The organism is Halobacteria archaeon AArc-dxtr1 (assembly GCA_025517425.1).
Taxonomy (GTDB): Archaea; Halobacteriota; Halobacteria; order Halobacteriales; family Natrialbaceae; genus Halostagnicola.
In genome coordinates, this window is the sequence record JAOPJY010000001.1 from 449,718 (window position 1) to 466,418 (window position 16,701).

General features: G+C 59.5%; 15 protein-coding genes. 8 read left to right on the forward strand and 7 right to left on the reverse strand.

Going from position 1 to position 16,701, the window contains the following annotated elements:
* Nucleotides 1-15 precede the first annotated feature (15 nt).
* The 6 genes from OB905_02375 to OB905_02400 all read right to left on the reverse strand — a co-directional run bounded on the left by OB905_02375 (nucleotide 16) and on the right by OB905_02400 (nucleotide 8,369).
* Complete coding sequence (locus tag OB905_02375; protein MCU4924830.1) at nucleotides 16-1,839, reverse strand: methyl-accepting chemotaxis protein; 1,824 nt, start codon at nucleotides 1,837-1,839, stop codon at nucleotides 16-18.
* 165 nt (nucleotides 1,840-2,004) lie between these two features.
* Nucleotides 2,005-3,585 (reverse strand): globin-coupled sensor protein, encoded by a 1,581-nt coding sequence (locus tag OB905_02380; protein MCU4924831.1) that lies wholly within the window; start codon nucleotides 3,583-3,585, stop codon nucleotides 2,005-2,007.
* A gap of 102 nt (nucleotides 3,586-3,687) precedes the next feature.
* Nucleotides 3,688-4,887, reverse strand: coding sequence for a chemotaxis protein CheC (locus OB905_02385; protein ID MCU4924832.1), 1,200 nt, complete (start codon nucleotides 4,885-4,887; stop codon nucleotides 3,688-3,690).
* A gap of 104 nt (nucleotides 4,888-4,991) precedes the next feature.
* Nucleotides 4,992-5,345 carry a helix-turn-helix domain-containing protein gene (locus tag OB905_02390; GenBank protein MCU4924833.1) on the reverse strand — a complete coding sequence of 118 codons (354 nt, stop codon included), beginning with the start codon at nucleotides 5,343-5,345 and terminating at the stop codon, nucleotides 4,992-4,994.
* Nucleotides 5,346-5,470: 125 nt separating this feature from the next.
* Nucleotides 5,471-7,444: a chemotaxis protein CheA gene (locus OB905_02395; protein ID MCU4924834.1), complete on the reverse strand. Its 1,974-nt coding sequence runs from the start codon at nucleotides 7,442-7,444 to the stop codon at nucleotides 5,471-5,473.
* Nucleotides 7,445-7,562: 118 nt separating this feature from the next.
* Nucleotides 7,563-8,369, reverse strand: coding sequence for a protein-glutamate O-methyltransferase CheR (locus OB905_02400; protein MCU4924835.1), 807 nt, complete (start codon nucleotides 8,367-8,369; stop codon nucleotides 7,563-7,565).
* A gap of 351 nt (nucleotides 8,370-8,720) precedes the next feature.
* On the opposite strand from OB905_02400, the gene OB905_02405 reads away from it, so the two are divergent.
* The 3 genes from OB905_02405 to OB905_02415 all read left to right on the forward strand — a co-directional run bounded on the left by OB905_02405 (nucleotide 8,721) and on the right by OB905_02415 (nucleotide 10,485).
* Nucleotides 8,721-9,284: a flagellin gene (locus tag OB905_02405; protein MCU4924836.1), complete on the forward strand. Its 564-nt coding sequence runs from the start codon at nucleotides 8,721-8,723 to the stop codon at nucleotides 9,282-9,284.
* Nucleotides 9,285-9,286: 2 nt separating this feature from the next.
* Nucleotides 9,287-9,955 (forward strand): flagellin, encoded by a 669-nt coding sequence (locus OB905_02410; protein MCU4924837.1) that lies wholly within the window; start codon nucleotides 9,287-9,289, stop codon nucleotides 9,953-9,955.
* A 176-nt stretch (nucleotides 9,956-10,131) separates the two neighbouring features.
* Complete coding sequence (locus OB905_02415; protein MCU4924838.1) at nucleotides 10,132-10,485, forward strand: helix-turn-helix domain-containing protein; 354 nt, start codon at nucleotides 10,132-10,134, stop codon at nucleotides 10,483-10,485.
* A 100-nt stretch (nucleotides 10,486-10,585) separates the two neighbouring features.
* On the opposite strand, the gene OB905_02420 is transcribed toward OB905_02415, so the two are convergent.
* Nucleotides 10,586-11,197: a hypothetical protein gene (locus OB905_02420; protein ID MCU4924839.1), complete on the reverse strand. Its 612-nt coding sequence runs from the start codon at nucleotides 11,195-11,197 to the stop codon at nucleotides 10,586-10,588.
* Between the two features lie 150 nt (nucleotides 11,198-11,347).
* Between OB905_02420 and OB905_02425 the strand changes: the two genes are divergently transcribed.
* The 5 genes from OB905_02425 to OB905_02445 all read left to right on the forward strand — a co-directional run bounded on the left by OB905_02425 (nucleotide 11,348) and on the right by OB905_02445 (nucleotide 16,682).
* Nucleotides 11,348-11,626: a hypothetical protein gene (locus OB905_02425; GenBank protein MCU4924840.1), complete on the forward strand. Its 279-nt coding sequence runs from the start codon at nucleotides 11,348-11,350 to the stop codon at nucleotides 11,624-11,626.
* Nucleotides 11,627-11,655: 29 nt separating this feature from the next.
* Nucleotides 11,656-12,150, forward strand: a complete 495-nt coding sequence (locus OB905_02430; GenBank protein ID MCU4924841.1) for a chemotaxis protein CheD — start codon at nucleotides 11,656-11,658, stop codon at nucleotides 12,148-12,150.
* A gap of 210 nt (nucleotides 12,151-12,360) precedes the next feature.
* Nucleotides 12,361-14,169, forward strand: coding sequence for a hypothetical protein (locus OB905_02435; protein ID MCU4924842.1), 1,809 nt, complete (start codon nucleotides 12,361-12,363; stop codon nucleotides 14,167-14,169).
* Nucleotides 14,153-14,911 carry an ATPase gene (locus OB905_02440; protein MCU4924843.1) on the forward strand — a complete coding sequence of 253 codons (759 nt, stop codon included), beginning with the start codon at nucleotides 14,153-14,155 and terminating at the stop codon, nucleotides 14,909-14,911. The genes OB905_02435 and OB905_02440 overlap by 17 nt, the downstream gene beginning before the upstream one ends.
* A gap of 7 nt (nucleotides 14,912-14,918) precedes the next feature.
* A complete protein-coding gene (locus tag OB905_02445) occupies nucleotides 14,919-16,682 on the forward strand; it encodes a type II/IV secretion system ATPase subunit (protein MCU4924844.1) in 1,764 nt (587 codons plus the stop codon).
* Nucleotides 16,683-16,701: the final 19 nt, after the last annotated feature.

The following is a 16,701-nucleotide window of genomic DNA, read 5'->3' on the forward strand; positions in this document are numbered from 1 at the left end:
ACGGCGCGGAGGATGTCATTTGACGTCCGCGAGCTCGTCGACCTCCGTCTGGAGATTCGATACCTGCCGGGCGATCTCGTCGTTCGCGTCCGCGATCCGCTCGGCTTCCGCCGCCACGTCGTTTGCGAGTTTCGTCGCCTGCTCGGCCTGGGCGGCGATCTCTTCGGTGCTCGCGGCCTGTTCGTCGGTCGCGTCGGCGACCTCGCTAACGCCCGTCGAGGCGTCGGCGATCGCGTCGGCGACCTCCTCGAAGGCGTCGACGGCTTCCTCGACCAGCGTCGATCCGGTGTCGATGCGCTCGACCATCGCTGACAGGCGCTCGACGGACTCGTCGGTGTTCTCCTGGATATCGTCGACCAGCCCTTCGATCTCGTCGGCGTTCTCCTGAGTCTCTTCGGCCAGCTGCTTGACCTCGTCGGCGACGACGGCGAAGCCGCCGCCGGACTCGTTGGCGCGGGCGGCCTCGATCGAGGCGTTCAGTGCTAAGATGTTCGTCTGGTCGGCGATGTTGTTGATGACCTCGACGATGCCGTCGATCTCGTTGACCCGATCCTGGAGCTCGTAGACGTCGTCGGCGACGTCCTCGGCCGAGTCCGTCACCTCGACGATGACCTCCTTTGCGTCCTCGGCGGACACCTGCCCCTCCTCGGAGAGCGTCGCCGCCTGCGAGCTCGTCGTCTCGACCTCACTCGTGGTGGCGGCGATCTCCTCGATCGCCGAGTTCATGCTCGTCACACCGTCTAAGACGACCTCCATCGTCGAGGCCTGCTGGTTGGCTTGCTCGGTGACAGACCGCGACATCTCTGCGACCCCGCTTGTCGCGTCGTCGACGTCGCTGACCGTCTCGTTGACCTCCGAGGTAACGTTCTGGAGGTTTCTGTCCCGCTCTATCCGGCCGAACGCGGCTTCCATGTTCGACGCGAGTATCTTCGCGAGGTCGTCTTTGAACAGCACTCGGTCGAACGAGCCGATCTCGATCAACGCGTGTTCGCCGACGGGGATGATGATGTGAGAGGTAAGTGGACGGTCAACCGGCAGATCCGACGGGTCGATGTCCTCCTGGACTTTCGTCTCGATAGCAGACTGCTGGCTGACGAAGCGCTCCCACTGGACGTCGCCGGGCCCGGCGACGACGGCATCGAGCTGCCGGACGCTGCTGTTGTCCGCGACCGCACGCGACCAGTCGAACAACTCGAGTTGGTCGCCAGCATCGTTGGGCAGCCACACCGTACAGTACTCCTGCTCGATCACGTCCGCCGAGGTCCGGGTCGCAATCGTCGCGACTTCGTCGACGGACTCGACGCGCATGAGCTCCTGGATCGCCTGGTGGATGCCGACCAGCTTGTCGGTGTGCAAGCGGTTGGTGATGTCCTCGGCGATGCCGACGGTCGCGTCCTGTTCCGTAATCTCCGTCTCGAACGGACTCTTGACCGTTCGAAGAACACGTTCCTCGCCGTCCGGTCCGGTGATCCGTTCCTGTGGAATGACCTTCGGCTCGCCGGTGTCCATGACCTCGATGTCGTCGGCGCGAAACTGCTCTTCTTCGATGTCGGCTTGCTCGCCCGAGCCGCGGATGTCCTCCATGACTAACTCGTAGTCGGTCGTCCCGCGGATCTCATCCGGCGTCAGCTCGTAGGCCTCCCGGGACTGTTTCTCGTTCGAGAGGATGTACTCTCCGTCCCGGTTTTTGATCCAGACCCAGTGCTCGACGGCATCCAGAATCTGTTGGACCTCTTCGTAGCTGAAGGTGTACTCCCGTGGATGTGTCGTATGCGTCGATAGAACTGCAGAATCGGTCTCCGTGCTATCCTCTTTCGAGATCGGCTGTTCGTTGCTCATATGTTACTGGTACGTGTTCCTACCCACTCGTCTAACTCCCGTCCCATTGGTCGTCGTCTGTGGCAGCTTGTCATCACGTGACACTATGCGGACCTATCGCCTCTCCTCACTATAAAAGTACCTGTACTGTCGGTTTCGATCACATGTCTCTCACCGACGGCGACGTTATCGCTGTCCGACACCGGGGTCAGACGAGCGCTGTGGCTCGCTCGCTGCGTTCCTCTGGTCGAACTCGGCGAGAATCTCGTCGACGAGCTCGAGTTGTGTCTGGTTCTCGTTGATAATTCGGTCACCTTTTTCCGAGATCGTCTGCGCTTTCGCCATCGTGCTGTCGGTCATGCTCGCGACCTCCTCCGTGCTTACGGCCTGATCGTCGGTCGCCGTCGCGACCTCTGCGGTCCCCGAATTCGCCTCTCGGACCGACTCCTCGATTCGCTCTAGATTCTCGACAGTTTCCTCGACGAGTGCGGCACCGTCGGTGATCTCGTCGGTTGCGCGCTCTAGACTGTCGACAGTCTCTCTGGTATCTCGCTGGATCTGCTCGACGAGCTCTTCGATGTCCGAGGCGCGCTCCTGGGACTGCTCGGCGAGCGATTTTACCTCGTCGGCGACGACAGCAAAGCCGTCGCCGGCTTCGTCGGCGTGAGCCGCCTCGATGGAGGCGTTTATCGCGAGCAGGTTCGTCTGGTCGGCGATCTCGTTTATCACCTCGACGAACTCGTCGATTCGCTCGATTCGGTCACGAAGCCGGTCGACGTCAGCGGACACCTCGTCGGCTGCGTGCTCGACGCTGTCCATCTTCTCGATGGCGTTCTCTGCGGCGTCGACGGTGTCACTGGCGATCTCTTCGGCGTGGTTCGTCGTCGCGCTCACCTCCTCGGCGTTCGACGCGATCTCCTCGACCGTCGCAGAGAGATTCGACACCTCGCCGGTCACCTCGGACATCGACTCCGTCTGCTCGTCGGCGAGCGAGCCGATCTCTTCGGAGAGTTCGCTCGCCGTCTCGGAGGCGTCTCGGAGCTCGCCGGCCGTCTCTCGGACGTTCTCGGCGGTGCGCTCTTGTCGTTCGAGTTCGGTCTCGATTCCGGAGTACGAGTGGATGTACGTATCCATTGCGACCTGCTGGTCGATGTTCGTCAGCTTCAACACGGAGACCATCCGCTCCATCGCCTCGTCGACGGCTGCATTCGCTTCGGAGACGGGGACGTGCGCCTCCTCCGTCCCCGGCTGTGAGTCCGCGCTACCAGCCGTGTCCGGACCCGACGTCGAGGCGTCCTCGAGCCGTGTTTTCGCCGCCTCGCCGATCATCGAGGCGATCTGTTCGTAGTAGATTGCGTAGGCACCGAGGTAGAACTTCGGCCCCATGTCGAGCATGTCGTGGACTTTGCCGACCCGGGCCTGTCTATCGAAGTACTCCTGTCCGTACTCACCGCGCCCGAGGCTCGTCAGATACTGGCGCTGGGAGCGTTTGAGCGCTCTAATCGACTTCGAGGACGAATCGAGAATCGCCGCAGACTCCGGGTGTGATTCGAGGTGCTTGTAGAACTCGTCGACTGCGTCGTCGGCGATCGCTTCGAACTCGTCGTCGAGTGCCGTCAGGCGGGCGACGTCCTCGCGGCCCAGCCGCGTAAACGCCTTTCGCCACTCGATCTCGGCTCGGTCGATGCCGATCTCGTCTGAGAGTTCGCTTCCGTCTACCGTCTGCCGGCTCCGGTCTGTGATCTTGTACTCGCCCGAGGAAGTCATTAGCTGTGAATGACCGTTCTCGGTACATAAATTGTGCCGATACCATGGTCCTCACCACCGTCGGAGCCGACTCTCCGATGTTGTTCCGTGTTCACGCAGCCCCTACTTTGCGAAGAAATCGGCCGGATCCGCGCGTGTTTCGTTCGTCCGGTCCAGAGAGATTCCCTGGAGCGCCGCCTCGAGTTCCTCGCGGTGTGGGAGCGCAAGAAGCTGGCATTCGAGTACCTGGTCGCCGTCGGTTTCGATCGTCGAATCGAGCACGAACGCGTCGGTCTGAGTCCGCCCGAGATCCGCAATTAGCGGACTCACGATCGATGCGCCCATGTCGGCGACAAACGTCGGCGGTGAGTGGGAAATCGACGTCTCCAAGACGTTCGCCCAGCCGTCGATGAATCCGCTCGTAATGAGATTACACAGCTCTTCGAGCGCGCTTTGCTCTCTGTCGTCCCACGGCTCGCTTTCGACCGGGAGTAACGCGTCGACGCTCGTCCGGGCGGACGCTCGATCGAAGAGGATCGCGAGGTAGCCACTCGGCGTCCCGTGGAACGCGACGACGGAGCCAATCCGGTGTTCGTTGCCGACTGCGGCGGGAATATCTGTGACCGGCATGAACCGCAGCCGGTTTACCGCTACCGTCGTCTCGATACCGGTCATCGCGGTTACGTTCTCGGCGGCTCGCGATGCGCCGCGCTCGGTCATCTCGGTGAATCCCGACAGTCTCTCGAGTGGAACGCCCTCATCGGTCGGGCTCTCTAGCAGTTCGTCAACCGACTCGATTCGGGGGAACAACAGCATGCGAAACGTGACGTTCCGGCCGACGGCTTCGACGCGGCTCTCGAAGACGAGGCGATACGCATCTCCATCCGCAGCGTCCGTCGGGAGTACGTCCGTCCCCGTCCCCTCGATGTACTCCGGTGGCGACACCTCGACTTTCGTCTCGAGGTGATCCGCCCAGCCACCGATAAACCCGTTTAGCATGATGTTCCCGGTTTCGGTGATCGCGCTCTCGGCCATCGATGGGTCGTCGCCAGGGACGAGCTCGTTCGTAATCGTTTCTCGACTCTCAGCGTCGAACGCCAGGACGGTCTCTCCGGCCAGAAGCGGCCGTAGCGATGCACTGACCCCCGCAAGATCCTGATCGCCGTAGGCGTGGCGCAGATCCGACGGCGTCATCAACGCTACTGTCGTCACTTCGACCCGCGTCTCGATGTCGACGAGCGCCGCAAGCGCGTCCGCTGCGGACTCCGCCCCCTCGCGTGCGAGATCGTTGTAGGTCTTCAGCGAGTGTATATCTATTTCCATGTCCCTCGGTTTGGCGGTGTGTCCCTCACCATCTCCAGTATCGTCCCATCCACGCTCGTGTTCGTGTCGACAGTTCCCCTGTTAGGGTGATTCGCGTGTTCATCTCAGTCTCCATCCCCCAGCCCACGTCCGAGCCCGTCCCAGACGCTCGCGAGGTTCTGTCCGAGCCCCTCTCGATCGGTCGATTCGATCTGTAACTCATCGCCGTCGAACCGGATCGTCAGCTCTCGGACACTGCGCTGGTAACGCGTCCGTTCGCGGTTTGCATCGCCAATCTCCGTCTCTGCCTCTTCCAGTAACCCCGTCTCGTGTAGCGTCTGGACGCGGCGATAGCTCGTCGTCGTCGGTATCTCGAGCGTTTCGCTGAGCTCCTGGGTGGAGATCGGCTGTTGAGCTTTTCGAAGGATGTCGGGACTGTACTTCTCTCCCAGTCCTTCGAGGAGCTCCGTCGGATCCATACCTCCCGTTCAAAGTGAAATCACTAAACGATATTGTCTATAACTTGACTTTCAGGAACGGAAGTCTTTCTAGACCACTGAGTGGTTTCAGACAGCAGTTCAGCGACCGAGCAGTTCACCCACACTCACAGCGTTTCGACGTCTAAAATCATCACGGCATCACCCTCGCCGAGAATAACGGCACCACTGATGCCGTCGACCCGACTCAGTGAGCCCTGGAACGGCTTGATCACCACTTCTTCCTGGCGGTTGATGTTGTTACACCGTAACGCGATCTTCCGAATGTCGTCTTTGATACGGACGACCAGATCGTCCTCGCTTGGCTGTGTGTTCGGGACGTCGAGCGTCTCTCCTAAGTCGAGAACCGGATACGTCTGGTTCTCGTGGCTGAGGATCGTCGAGCCGTCGATCGACTGGATGTTGAGTTCCTCAAGCGCCGAAATCTCTTCGATGTTCTTGATCGGAATGCCGTACGTCTCCTGGCCGATCTCGACGAACAGCACCTTCACGATCGCGACGCTGACCGGGACTCTGACCTCGATCGCGGTCCCCTCGCCGGGTTCGCTTTCGACGGTGACGGAGCCATCGACGCTCTGGACGACCCGGTTGACGACGTCCATTCCGACCCCGCGGCCGCTGATGTCGGTGACCTCCTCGTTGGTCGAGAAGCCGGGGTGGAAGATCAGCTCGTAAATCTCCGATTGCTCCATCACCTGGAGCTCTTCGGGCGTTTTGATGTCCTTCTCGATCGCTTTCTGTCGAAGCGAGCGTTCGTCTAAGCCCTTCCCGTCGTCCTCGATCCTGAGGACGACCGTGTCTCGCTCGTGGGTCGCACGGAGCTCGATCTGTCCCTTTCTGGGCTTGCCCGCTTGCTCTCTGAGTTCCGGATCTTCGATCCCGTGGTCGATCGCGTTTCGCAGGAGATGGACCAGCGGATCACGCATCTCGTTTAGGATCGATCGATCCATCTCGATATCGACGCCGGACATCTCGAAGTTGATCTCTTTGCCCTGCTCCTGGGCGAGGTCTCGGACGAGCCGCGGAAAATGGCCAACGATCGTCCGCAGCGGAATGAGGCGCATCTCGAGGACCGAGTCCTGAATGCGGGAGGTGATCTTATCGTGATCGTCGAGTTTCTTTTCGACGTCCGAGGCGCCGAGCTCCTCGATGAGCTTCCGGAGTTTGATCCGACTCGTCACCATCTCCTCGACCTGGTTGTACAGCTCGTCGACGGTCGTGACGTCGACCCGGATCGACTCGATCTCGGTGTCGTGGCGGTCGATGATCGACGAGGTGTCGTCTTCGTCGGCTTCCCCCTCCGAACCGTCCCCGTCTTCCGACAGCCCCGCGTGAACGGACGCTGTAACGTCATCGACCGCGAGGGACTCGAGATATCGGTGATCGCCGAACGCAGCTTCGAGCGTGTCCACGTCCGTCCCGTTCTCGCCGCCGACGTACAGCTCGAACCCGGTGTCGAACGCTCCGGATTCGATATCGGAGATCGGCGGCGAGCCCGTGAAGATCTCACACTCGTCTTGAATGTCGCCGATGATGAACATCGCGTCGACGAGTTTCGAGTCGGCGTCGCCGATTTCGATGGCCAGCCGGTAGACGCCGGCTGCATCGGCAGCGCCGGTCCCCGCAAGTGTCTCGAGGGGGAGCTCCGAGAGGTCGACATCGGCCGACTCCGCTGCGTCGACGTTCGGGGTGACTCCCGCCCCGTCGTTCGTCTCGATCTCGTCTCGCAGCTTTGTGACGATGGGGCCCGGATCGGCGTCAATCTCGCCCTCGTCGGCGAGCTGTGTCACCATATCCTCGAGTTCGTCGACCGCTTCGAACAGTAGGTTCATCCGGTCGTTCGTGATCGCCATCGAGCCCTCCCGGACCTCGTCTAACAGATCCTCGAGTGCGTGGGCCAGGTTTGCCGGCTCCTCGTGGCCCATCGCACCGAAGTTCCCCTTCAAGTTGTGGCTGACCCGAAAGACAGCGTCGATCGCGTCCGCGTCGTCCGGGTTCTCTTCGAGTGCGAGCAAGGAGTTGTTTAACTCCAGTAGATCCTCCTGACTTTCGCGAATGAACGTATCAAAAACGGAACTCATGGCTGGAGTATGCGACGAACACCAGTTATATTTATTGGTCGGTTGATCGAGGGGTCTATGTAGAAGGCGTCTCCGTCGGCCGCTTCTCGGCCACCCAACACTGGCGTCGGTCGTCTCCTCAGTGCTCGTCTTTCCGATAAATTCGCAGCCGACTGTCGTGTTCTGCGAACATCGGTTTCAGCGCCGGCGGAATCGTCTCCGCTTTCCCGATCACGAGATAGCCGTCGGAGTCCATCGACCGGGCGATCGTCCGAAGCATCGACTCCTTGTACTCCTCGTCGATGTAAATGAACAGATTCCGACAGAATACGAGATCGAACCCCGACTTCGGACGGTCGTTGATCAGGTCGTGGCGCTCGAAGTCGACAGTTCGGCGCACGGCGTCGTCGATCTGAAACGAGTTGTCCTCGATCGAGACGTACTCCTCGTAGCCGTCTAAGAACGCGAGTTCGTCGCCGATGTTGCGCGTCTTCGAACTTTGGTACCGCCCTTCTCGTGCAGTTTCGAGCGCCGGTTCACTGATGTCGGTCCCGAGAATGCGAACCGAGGACTCGTCGATCTCGGGGTCGACGTGTGAGAGCAGCGCAGTCGAGTACGGTTCCCGGCCGTCCGCACAGGCCGCACTCCAGACGTTGACCCGGTACTGCTCGGTCGAGAGCGTCCGCAGAACCGAGCGCACTTCTTCCCAGACGTCCGGGTTTCTGAAGAATCCGGTGACGTTGATGCTCATCGAATCGAGCAGCGCTTCCTGCTCGCCGGGGTCCTCCTGTAACAACTGTAGATACGCGTCGTGCGTGTCCGCGTCCGTTCGACGCATTCGCGAGGAGACCCGCCGGTCGAGATACCTGTCGTTGTAGTGACTCGTCGCGAACGAGAGGTCGTCCTCGACGTACGTGAGGAGCGCGTCGAACGCGTCACCGGTCATACCCTCTGTATGAAGATTCGCTATTTAACGACTGTGATGACGACTTCTCGGTGGACGACCGGCTCTCGACGTGCCAGCCACGACACATTCTGTAGTACGACTATCATAAATTCGTGACTAATTGACCCGACGGGTGGTCGCGCTGCCTATCAGGTGCCGCCTACTGGCGCTGCTTCGATCGGAACCGGCTGGAAATCTGAAATTGATCAATCAGCGAGAACGTTACCACTTCGCTGTCGAAAATTGACGATAGGCACCCTAAGACGCCCATTTCCACTGTTGAAAACTCACGAATAAATTTAATACCAATCCATAACCACATCCACATACCCGATACGGGTAGCGTACACAATGTTTACAAACGATTCAGATGGCGAACGAGGCCAGGTGGGTATCGGTACCCTCATCGTGTTCATCGCGATGGTCCTGGTCGCCGCAATCGCCGCAGGCGTGCTGATCAACACGGCTGGCTTCCTGCAGACGCAGGCGGAAGCCACCGGTGAGGAGAGTACAGAGCAAGTGAGTGACCGGTTGAGCATCGTGAGTGCGTCAGGTGATGTATCAGACGATGATGCAGTCGAAACATTATATTTCACCGTTGCAACGGCACCGGGCTCCGATCCAATTGATTTGGAGCAAACTACCTTGCAACTCATCGGTACTGAGGGAGAGGAGACCTTCACTCTCGAGGATGATCAAATAGATGATGTCCAAGGAATGGAGGGTAACGTGCTTGTAACAACCAGTGATCGAGCTGAAGTAGAGCTTGATCTTGGTGATGAGGGTGATGATGTCTACCCTGCACTCGAGGAGGACGCTCGAGTGACGGCTATCTTCACCACTGATGCTGGTGCATCCACGGAATACGAAATCCGTGCCCCAAGTACGTTCATTGACGATACAGAGAGGTTCTAACAATGTTCACAAAAGAAACTGACGACGGCCGCGGTCAGGTGGGTATCGGTACCCTCATCGTGTTCATCGCGATGGTGCTGGTCGCCGCAATCGCTGCAGGTGTGCTGATCAACACCGCCGGCTTCCTCCAGTCACAGGCTGAAGCGACTGGTGAGGAGAGTACGGAACTCGTTTCCGAACGTATCGATGTTAGTGGTGCCGTCGGTATTGTCGGAGATACCGATAACGAACTAGATTCAATTAATGTCTCCGTTAGCGGTGCTCCTGGCTCTGATGATATCGACCTCAACGAGACGATTATTCAAGCCGTTGGGCCAGAAGGGCAGGATAATCTGAATCTAGCCGAGAGCGTCGATAGCGATCCTGGTGACAGTGAGGTGGAAGAGGGGGCGATTGCTACTGCTTCTGACCTTGGTGATGGGTATTTCGGAGTCATGAATGAAGACGGTGAATGGGTCGCTTCAGATAGCGCCGTTCTCGATTCGACCAACGGCGACTTCACGATAATCCTCAACCCCGCGGCGGATCCATTCGGTGATGGGGCTGGTGATGCGTTCGGTGAAGGTCAAGAGGCAACCCTCGACATTGTCTCACCTGCTTCCGCAACGACCCAGGTCGAACTGCGCGCGCCTGATCTCTTCGGTGACGAAGGCGAAGCAGTCCGTCTCTAACCAACCTAGCACCCACTAGGTCCTTTCCGTTATTTTTAGCCCCTAGCGACAGCTTCCGTTGAATCCTCGGTTGTAGCTACCAGCCCACCGAACCCAGCGCTTAGACCGATTAGCTGAACAATTCACCTCAACCGACAGTCAATATTATTTTACGTACCCAGTCGATTCGACCTGGTATGGACGCGAGTGACCTCCTTCGGGGGCTGGGAGAGACCTACAGCCCGCAGATCCTCCAGGAGGCAGACGAACCCGTGTCCGCACAGGAGTTGAGCGAGCGCCTCGACGTTCCGGTGACGACGACCTACCGGCGGGTGAGCACGCTGACGGAGATCGGTTTGTTAGAGGAGGTCGACGCCCAGGTCGGCGAGTCGAACTACGAGCGGACGATGTACCGGCGGACAGTCGACGAAATCGTCGTCCGGTTCGAGGGCACCGAAATGACGGTCGATCATACAGCACGCAGCGACGAACCGGAACCACTCGCACGGGTGTGGAGCGATCTCCGGCGTGGGTTCAGTGGCGACGACTGACCGTCCCGAGGCGGCGGTTGGCTACGCTGGTTACGGAAAATAGCTGGCTATGGAAATCGAGCTATAGTAATCGCAATCGTCGCACGCGCGGTGTGCTACGTTAGCTTTCGTCGTCCGCGACGTCGCCCGATTCCTCATCGATAGTGAGGTTGTCATCCAGAGCTTCGTCGCTGTCCTCGGGGTAGATTTTACTGTCGACTATCTCGTTCCAGACGTCGAGTTCGGACGCCTCGCCCGCGAGATCCTCCTCGGCCCACTGGCTGTTGATTCCCCACCCTTCGACCTGTCCGTCGTACCGGTCGAGAACCTCCGTATAGACGTGGTTGACCGGCGAACCACGGTCGACGAGGCCGTCGCGGAAGATCAGGTAGATCAGCGCGATTTCGTCGTCCGACTCCTCTCTGTCCTCGGCCTGGGACTCGTAGAAGAGGATGTAATCATCGTCGCCCGTATCGTGATAGAGTTCGTCGACGACGATGTCGTTGTCCTCTAACATGTAGTAGAACTCCTCCGGCGAGCCGTCGGGATCGTCGCCCGGTTCCTCTTTTTCGGTGATCTCGACGCGGTCGCCGCCGACGAACGGAATCGAACCCGCACAGCCGGCAAGCGACGCAAGCGAGAGACTGCCGGCCGCTGTGAGGGCCGTTCGTCGGTCGATCGTCACTGCCTCAGACGGGGAGCAAGTACGCTGAAGTGTATCGTCGTCGCCCATTCGTCTCAGGATCGCTGTTAGTCCAATAAAAGTCCACCGGCCGATCTGAACAGTACATGTTACCAGACAGTCAATACCATTTAGTCATCCCGCGATAGACGGCAGGTATGGGCTTCCCGCTGGCCGTGTAGCCCCCTGGTCTCACAACGCATGCAACTCATCGAACTCCTGTACGTCGTCTTTAGCGGAACGCTGATACTCTCGGGGCTGGCGATGGCTGGCCTCGCTATTCGGGCCTACGTCGAGACGAGACGCCAGTCGATGATCTTCCTCTCAGTTGGATTTTCCTTGATCGTCGCCGCTGCAGGTGCGACGACGATCAGTGCGTTTCTGACCGAATTCGAGGATCCGCGGCTGTTGCTTACGGTCAACTACTGTATCATGACCCTCGGATTCCTCTCCGTAATCGTCAGTCTCACACAGGACTGACCGACGAGGGCACGCGTGACAGAAGGCCAATGACAGGAGAACAGGTGACCGATCCGGGCCCGATCCCGGTCGGCGTTGCCGAGTACGCCGTTGCGGTTGGGGAGCGCCCGCTTCGGACGACCGGCGTCGGATCGTGTGGCGTCGTCGTCGTCCACGACGAGACGTCGCTGGTCAGCGGACTGCTCCACTTTATGCTCCCCGAAGCCGACGCACGGACCGACGACGACGCGAAGTTCGCAGATACCGGCATTGCGGCGCTGCTCTCTACGTTCGAAGCGAATGGCGGTGATCTCGCTACGGCCTGGGCGAAGCTTACCGGTGGAGCGACGATGGTCCAATTCGAGAGCTTCGATACACCAATTGGTGAGCAGAATATCGGTGCCGCAGAGGAGGTGCTTTCCGACCGCAATCTCCCGCTTCGTGGCGCCGACACTGGCGGTGACGCCGGTCGGAAGGTTACGTTCTATCCGTCTTCCGGCGAGCTCCGAATCAAGCGTGCAACCGGCACCGTCCGCCGGATCTGACCGGTTCCCGACCCAGGGACCTTTTTCCGTCGGAAAACCGACCAAAATAGATTAGTATCACGGGATTTGATATGCGGGTGTGATACTTCGCGACCCCCCGTCGCGAACCACGGAGTCTGCAATAGTCATGAACAACACGCGATACACCACCCACGAATCCACTGCCGCTCCTTCTGAGCACTGATCACGATGATCTCTCAGATCAAAAACATGCTCGGGAACGGTAGTGACGGAGATAATGGCGGAGCGGATGGCGGGTCGATGGACGACGACCCGCTCATGGGAGACGATCTCATGGATGACGGACTGATGAGCGACGAGCTCGGCGGTGGCGGCGACGAGCTCTCGTTCGGGGAGGAGGGCTCTGACGGGGGATCAGAGGGGGTTCCGGCCGAGCTGGAGGCTCGGGTGAGCGAGATCGAAAACGAGGTCGGATCACTCTCGTCGACGGTCAACACGGTCCAGAGTGAGAACGAGAACATCGCTGACTCGCTCGACGATATCGAGGAGAACATCAGGAAACTCCTGGAGGTGTACGAGATGGTCACCCAGGGAGTGAATCCGTTTATCGAGGACGATTCGCTGACGAATATGTTCGCCGAAGGGGAGGCTGCTCGACAGGCACCTGGAGAGGGTGAACACTTCGGTGGAGAATCGCTTTTCGACGGCGTCGACGATGACGCGGAGATGATGGACGACGACATCGCCGATGTGGAGGCAGACGAGTTCCTCGACGATAGCTTCGAAGACGACGACCCGCTCATGGGAGACGATCTTGCGGGCGATGACTTCGGGGATGACCTCGAAGACGACGGGTTTGGAGACGACCTCGAAGACGACGGGTTTGGAGACGACCTCGAAGACGACGGCTCGGATGAGAGTGGTGGCGACGAGGGACTCTCCTTTGACGATCTCAAAGAGGAGTACGACTCGGGCGATGCCTCCTGGGCCGGAGACGACGGTTCGGAACCCGGCGATTCGGAGCCCGGCAGTTCGGAGCTTGACGGCATAGAAAGCGATCCCGTGTCGGAACAGCCCGTTGTGGACGACGGCCTCGAAGCTGACGACACCTCCGAGGAGCCATCGGCCGTCGCGGACGATGACGATGCTACCAGCGAGGGCGAGGCAGTTGACGGCATCGATAGTCGCCCATACCTGGTATCGGTCCCCTCCGGATACGATGTGGAGTTCGTCGTGATGGAGTGGCTCGACTACCTGACCGACGAGGTCGGATTGAACGGTGCCGCACAGACCCTTCGGTTCTACGAGTCGATCGACTGGATCAGCGAGCCTGCCGAAGCCCATTTGCAAACGATGCTCAACGGGTTCAACGGCGGCCCGGATCTCGATAATCCACGTCCAAACTCTTCGCTTGGCGTCGAACACAGCCGGAGTCTCTGGTGGATTTCACAGATTACCGAGCCCGAACGGAAGTCAGGCGCGTTCGAGGAGTGGCTTCGCGAGGCAGATGTCGACCTTCCGTCGGTGGCTGGCCGCGATCTGTCGATCGATGTCGAGCCGGTCGAGGACACGACCGAGGCGGACGGAGACGACGCGCCGTCGGCGTCTGCCGGTGATGGTGATGAGTCTGAGCGGACGCTGAAGATCTACGGTGACGATTCTGAGGGTGACTCGAAGCGAGATGTGGGATCCGGCGACACACCCATGCAGCCGCCCACAGAGGCTGACCCTGGGACTGCGACCGGCAACGAGCGCATGAACTGGGTCGGTGACGATGTCGAGACCGTAACGGAAGCTGACGATACAGGTGGAACGACACTGTACTCGACCAAGTCGAGCAGACTCATGTCGCCGACGACCGAGACGTCCGGTCTCTCCCAGGGTGTGGTTACCGGCGGCGGTCGCGTCGTCTGGATCGGTCGGTACGAACCCGAAACCGGTGAGTGTGAGTTCGATCTCGATGAGGGAGCCAAACCGTCAGACGATACAGAGTACGTGTTCCACGTTGTCAACAAGAATTCGTCGACTCGCGTAGATCCACATGGTTCAGCTCAATAATATCAAGTCGATTGGGTTAGAGGGCCGTGACCGGTTGAACAAGGAACTCGGAGGTGGAATTCCGAAAGGAAGCATCATCCTGCTTGAAGGAGATTACGGGGCTGGGAAAAGTGCCATCTCTCAGCGGTTTGCGTACGGACTCTGTGAGACGGGTCAGTCCGTTACGTTCCTCTCGACCGAACTGGACGTGAAGGGATTTATCAGCCAGATGCACTCGTTGAATTACGGCGTCGAAGAGCACCTGCTGTTCGAGAATCTCCTGTTCATTTACGGCGATCTCGACAGCGGCGGCGTGCTCTCTGCACCCGACGAGGAGGAGTCGCGCAAGGATCTGCTAAATAAGTTGATGGACGAGGAGACGCTGTGGACCGCTGACGTCATTATTCTCGATACGTTCGACGCGATTTTACGAAACGATCCGAAGTTCGAGGCCCTGGTCAGACAGAACGACGAACGACAGGCTGCCCTCGAGATCATTTCGTTCCTCCGAGACATCATCTCGCAGGGAAAAATCGTTATCCTCACCGTCGACCCATCGACGGTCGGCTCCGAAGCGATCGGCCCCTTCCGGTCGATCGCAGACGTCTACGTCGAACTCGAGATGATCGAGGTCGGAAACGACATTCGTCGTCAGCTGTTTATCAAGCGGTTTGCAGGAATGGGCGAACAGGTCGGAGACCGAATCGGGTTCTCGGTTCGATCGGGAACGGGTATCGTGATCGAGAACCGGAGCGTGGCCTGATGGGTATATGACTGAACACGGGACGCGTGATCCCTCTCCGGAACTTCGCGAGATCGCAGCGCGGCGCCCCCACCTGCGGGAACACTTGAAGAGTTTCAAGCAGATCACCGGCGAGTTTCCGATGCTCGTCGACGAGCCGACGTCAGACCACGAGACGAACTATCCGAACGTCATCTACCCGGTCGGCGGGCCAATCTACAGTCACGTCTACGGCGACGTCGGATCGAAAATGCAGTACTTCGCGATCGAACCCACACTCTCGAGTGCAGAACGACAGGTGTTCGACAGGGTTCGGGACTCGATTTTACGACAGAGCACGTCGACGAAGGCGCCACAGCAAGAAGCCGAGTACGGCGACCGGATCGAAGAGTTGTTACAGACGTCGACCTCGATCAAAGGTCCCCAGGGTGGGACGCTCATAGAGCAGTTGCGCAGCCGCCTGGATCCGAACTCGGAGATGCCCCAGAACGGCGGCATTTTGCAGCAGCTCAAGAGCCGGTTTCATCCCGGGATCCACGAAGTGTCTCCCGAAACGTATCAGAACATCCGATACCGGCTGAACCGCGATATCGTCGGTCTGGGGCCACTGGAGTCGGTGATGCGTGATCCGGCGAACGAGGACATTCACGTCATCGGCCCCAACGAGTGTTACGTCGACCACAGCGTCTTTGGAATGGTCGAGACCAGCGTGTCGTTTGGCTCGCACGAGCAGTTCGAACGCTGGCTCAGTAACATCGGCGAACGGATCGGGAATCCGATGACCGACGCCGAACCGATCATCGACTCGACGCTTCCCGACGGCTCGCGTCTGAACGTCATCTACAGCGACGACGTCAGTATCAAGGGGCCGAGTCTGACCATTCGCCAGGGCGACGAGGTACCACTGTCGATCACCCAGATTACGAACTGGGGAACGCTGTCTCCCGAGCTCGCCGCCTACCTCTGGCTGTGCCTGGAGAACGAACAGACGGTGTTCGTCGTCGGCGAGACCGCGTCCGGGAAGACGACGACGCTGAACAGCATGATGACGTTCATCCCTCGCGACTCGAAGATCTACACGGCAGAGGACACCGCGGAGGTCCTTCCGCCACACGATACGTGGCAGCAGCTGCTTACCCGTGAGAGTCACAGCGAAGACAGCGCAGACGTCGACCTGTTTAATCTCGTCGAGGCGGCGCTGCGATCACGGCCAGAGTACATCGTCGTTGGTGAGGTTCGTGGTGAGGAGGGGCGGATGGCCTTCCAGGCCGCCCAGACGGGCCACCCCGTGTTGCTCACCTTCCACGCGAGTGATATCGTCTCGATGATTCAGCGATTTACCGGTGACCCCATCAACATTCCGGAGACGTTCATGGACAACGCTGACGTCGCGCTGTTCCAGAACCGGGTCAAACAGGGCGACGACGTGTTGCGACGCGTCACCAGCGTTCAAGAGATCGAGGGCTACTCCTCGGAGATGGACGGCGTCGTGACCCGACAGGTGTTCTACTGGGATCCCGTCGAAGACGAGATCGTCTTCCAGGGGCGAAACAACTCCTACGTCTTAGAAGAACAGATCGCGACGCTGCTCGGATACGCCGATACCCGTGACATCTACGACGATCTGGACTTCCGTGCCAAGATCATCCAGCGGATGATCCAGGAGAACTTACTCGAGTATCACGAGGTCAACGAGGCAATCGAGCGCTTCCAGCGCGACGGCGTCGAGGGGCTTCCGTTCCACGTCAGACGCGAGACAGATAGCCGCTTCAGTACGTCGGCAACGGTCTAACCGCTGAGAACCACTCCGG

What these genes read in the sequence shown, in the direction of transcription:
- OB905_02375 (MCU4924830.1), bottom strand. Translation starts at nt 1,839, where the DNA reads ATGAGCAACGAACAGCCGATCTCGAAAGAGGATAGCACGGAGACCGAT.
- OB905_02380 (MCU4924831.1), bottom strand. Translation starts at nt 3,585, where the DNA reads ATGACTTCCTCGGGCGAGTACAAGATCACAGACCGGAGCCGGCAGACG.
- OB905_02385 (MCU4924832.1), bottom strand. Translation starts at nt 4,887, where the DNA reads ATGGAAATAGATATACACTCGCTGAAGACCTACAACGATCTCGCACGC.
- OB905_02390 (MCU4924833.1), bottom strand. Translation starts at nt 5,345, where the DNA reads ATGGATCCGACGGAGCTCCTCGAAGGACTGGGAGAGAAGTACAGTCCC.
- OB905_02395 (MCU4924834.1), bottom strand. Translation starts at nt 7,444, where the DNA reads ATGAGTTCCGTTTTTGATACGTTCATTCGCGAAAGTCAGGAGGATCTA.
- OB905_02400 (MCU4924835.1), bottom strand. Translation starts at nt 8,369, where the DNA reads ATGACCGGTGACGCGTTCGACGCGCTCCTCACGTACGTCGAGGACGAC.
- OB905_02405 (MCU4924836.1), top strand. Translation starts at nt 8,721, where the DNA reads ATGTTTACAAACGATTCAGATGGCGAACGAGGCCAGGTGGGTATCGGT.
- OB905_02410 (MCU4924837.1), top strand. Translation starts at nt 9,287, where the DNA reads ATGTTCACAAAAGAAACTGACGACGGCCGCGGTCAGGTGGGTATCGGT.
- OB905_02415 (MCU4924838.1), top strand. Translation starts at nt 10,132, where the DNA reads ATGGACGCGAGTGACCTCCTTCGGGGGCTGGGAGAGACCTACAGCCCG.
- OB905_02420 (MCU4924839.1), bottom strand. Translation starts at nt 11,197, where the DNA reads ATGGGCGACGACGATACACTTCAGCGTACTTGCTCCCCGTCTGAGGCA.
- OB905_02425 (MCU4924840.1), top strand. Translation starts at nt 11,348, where the DNA reads ATGCAACTCATCGAACTCCTGTACGTCGTCTTTAGCGGAACGCTGATA.
- OB905_02430 (MCU4924841.1), top strand. Translation starts at nt 11,656, where the DNA reads ATGACAGGAGAACAGGTGACCGATCCGGGCCCGATCCCGGTCGGCGTT.
- OB905_02435 (MCU4924842.1), top strand. Translation starts at nt 12,361, where the DNA reads ATGCTCGGGAACGGTAGTGACGGAGATAATGGCGGAGCGGATGGCGGG.
- OB905_02440 (MCU4924843.1), top strand. Translation starts at nt 14,153, where the DNA reads ATGGTTCAGCTCAATAATATCAAGTCGATTGGGTTAGAGGGCCGTGAC.
- OB905_02445 (MCU4924844.1), top strand. Translation starts at nt 14,919, where the DNA reads ATGACTGAACACGGGACGCGTGATCCCTCTCCGGAACTTCGCGAGATC.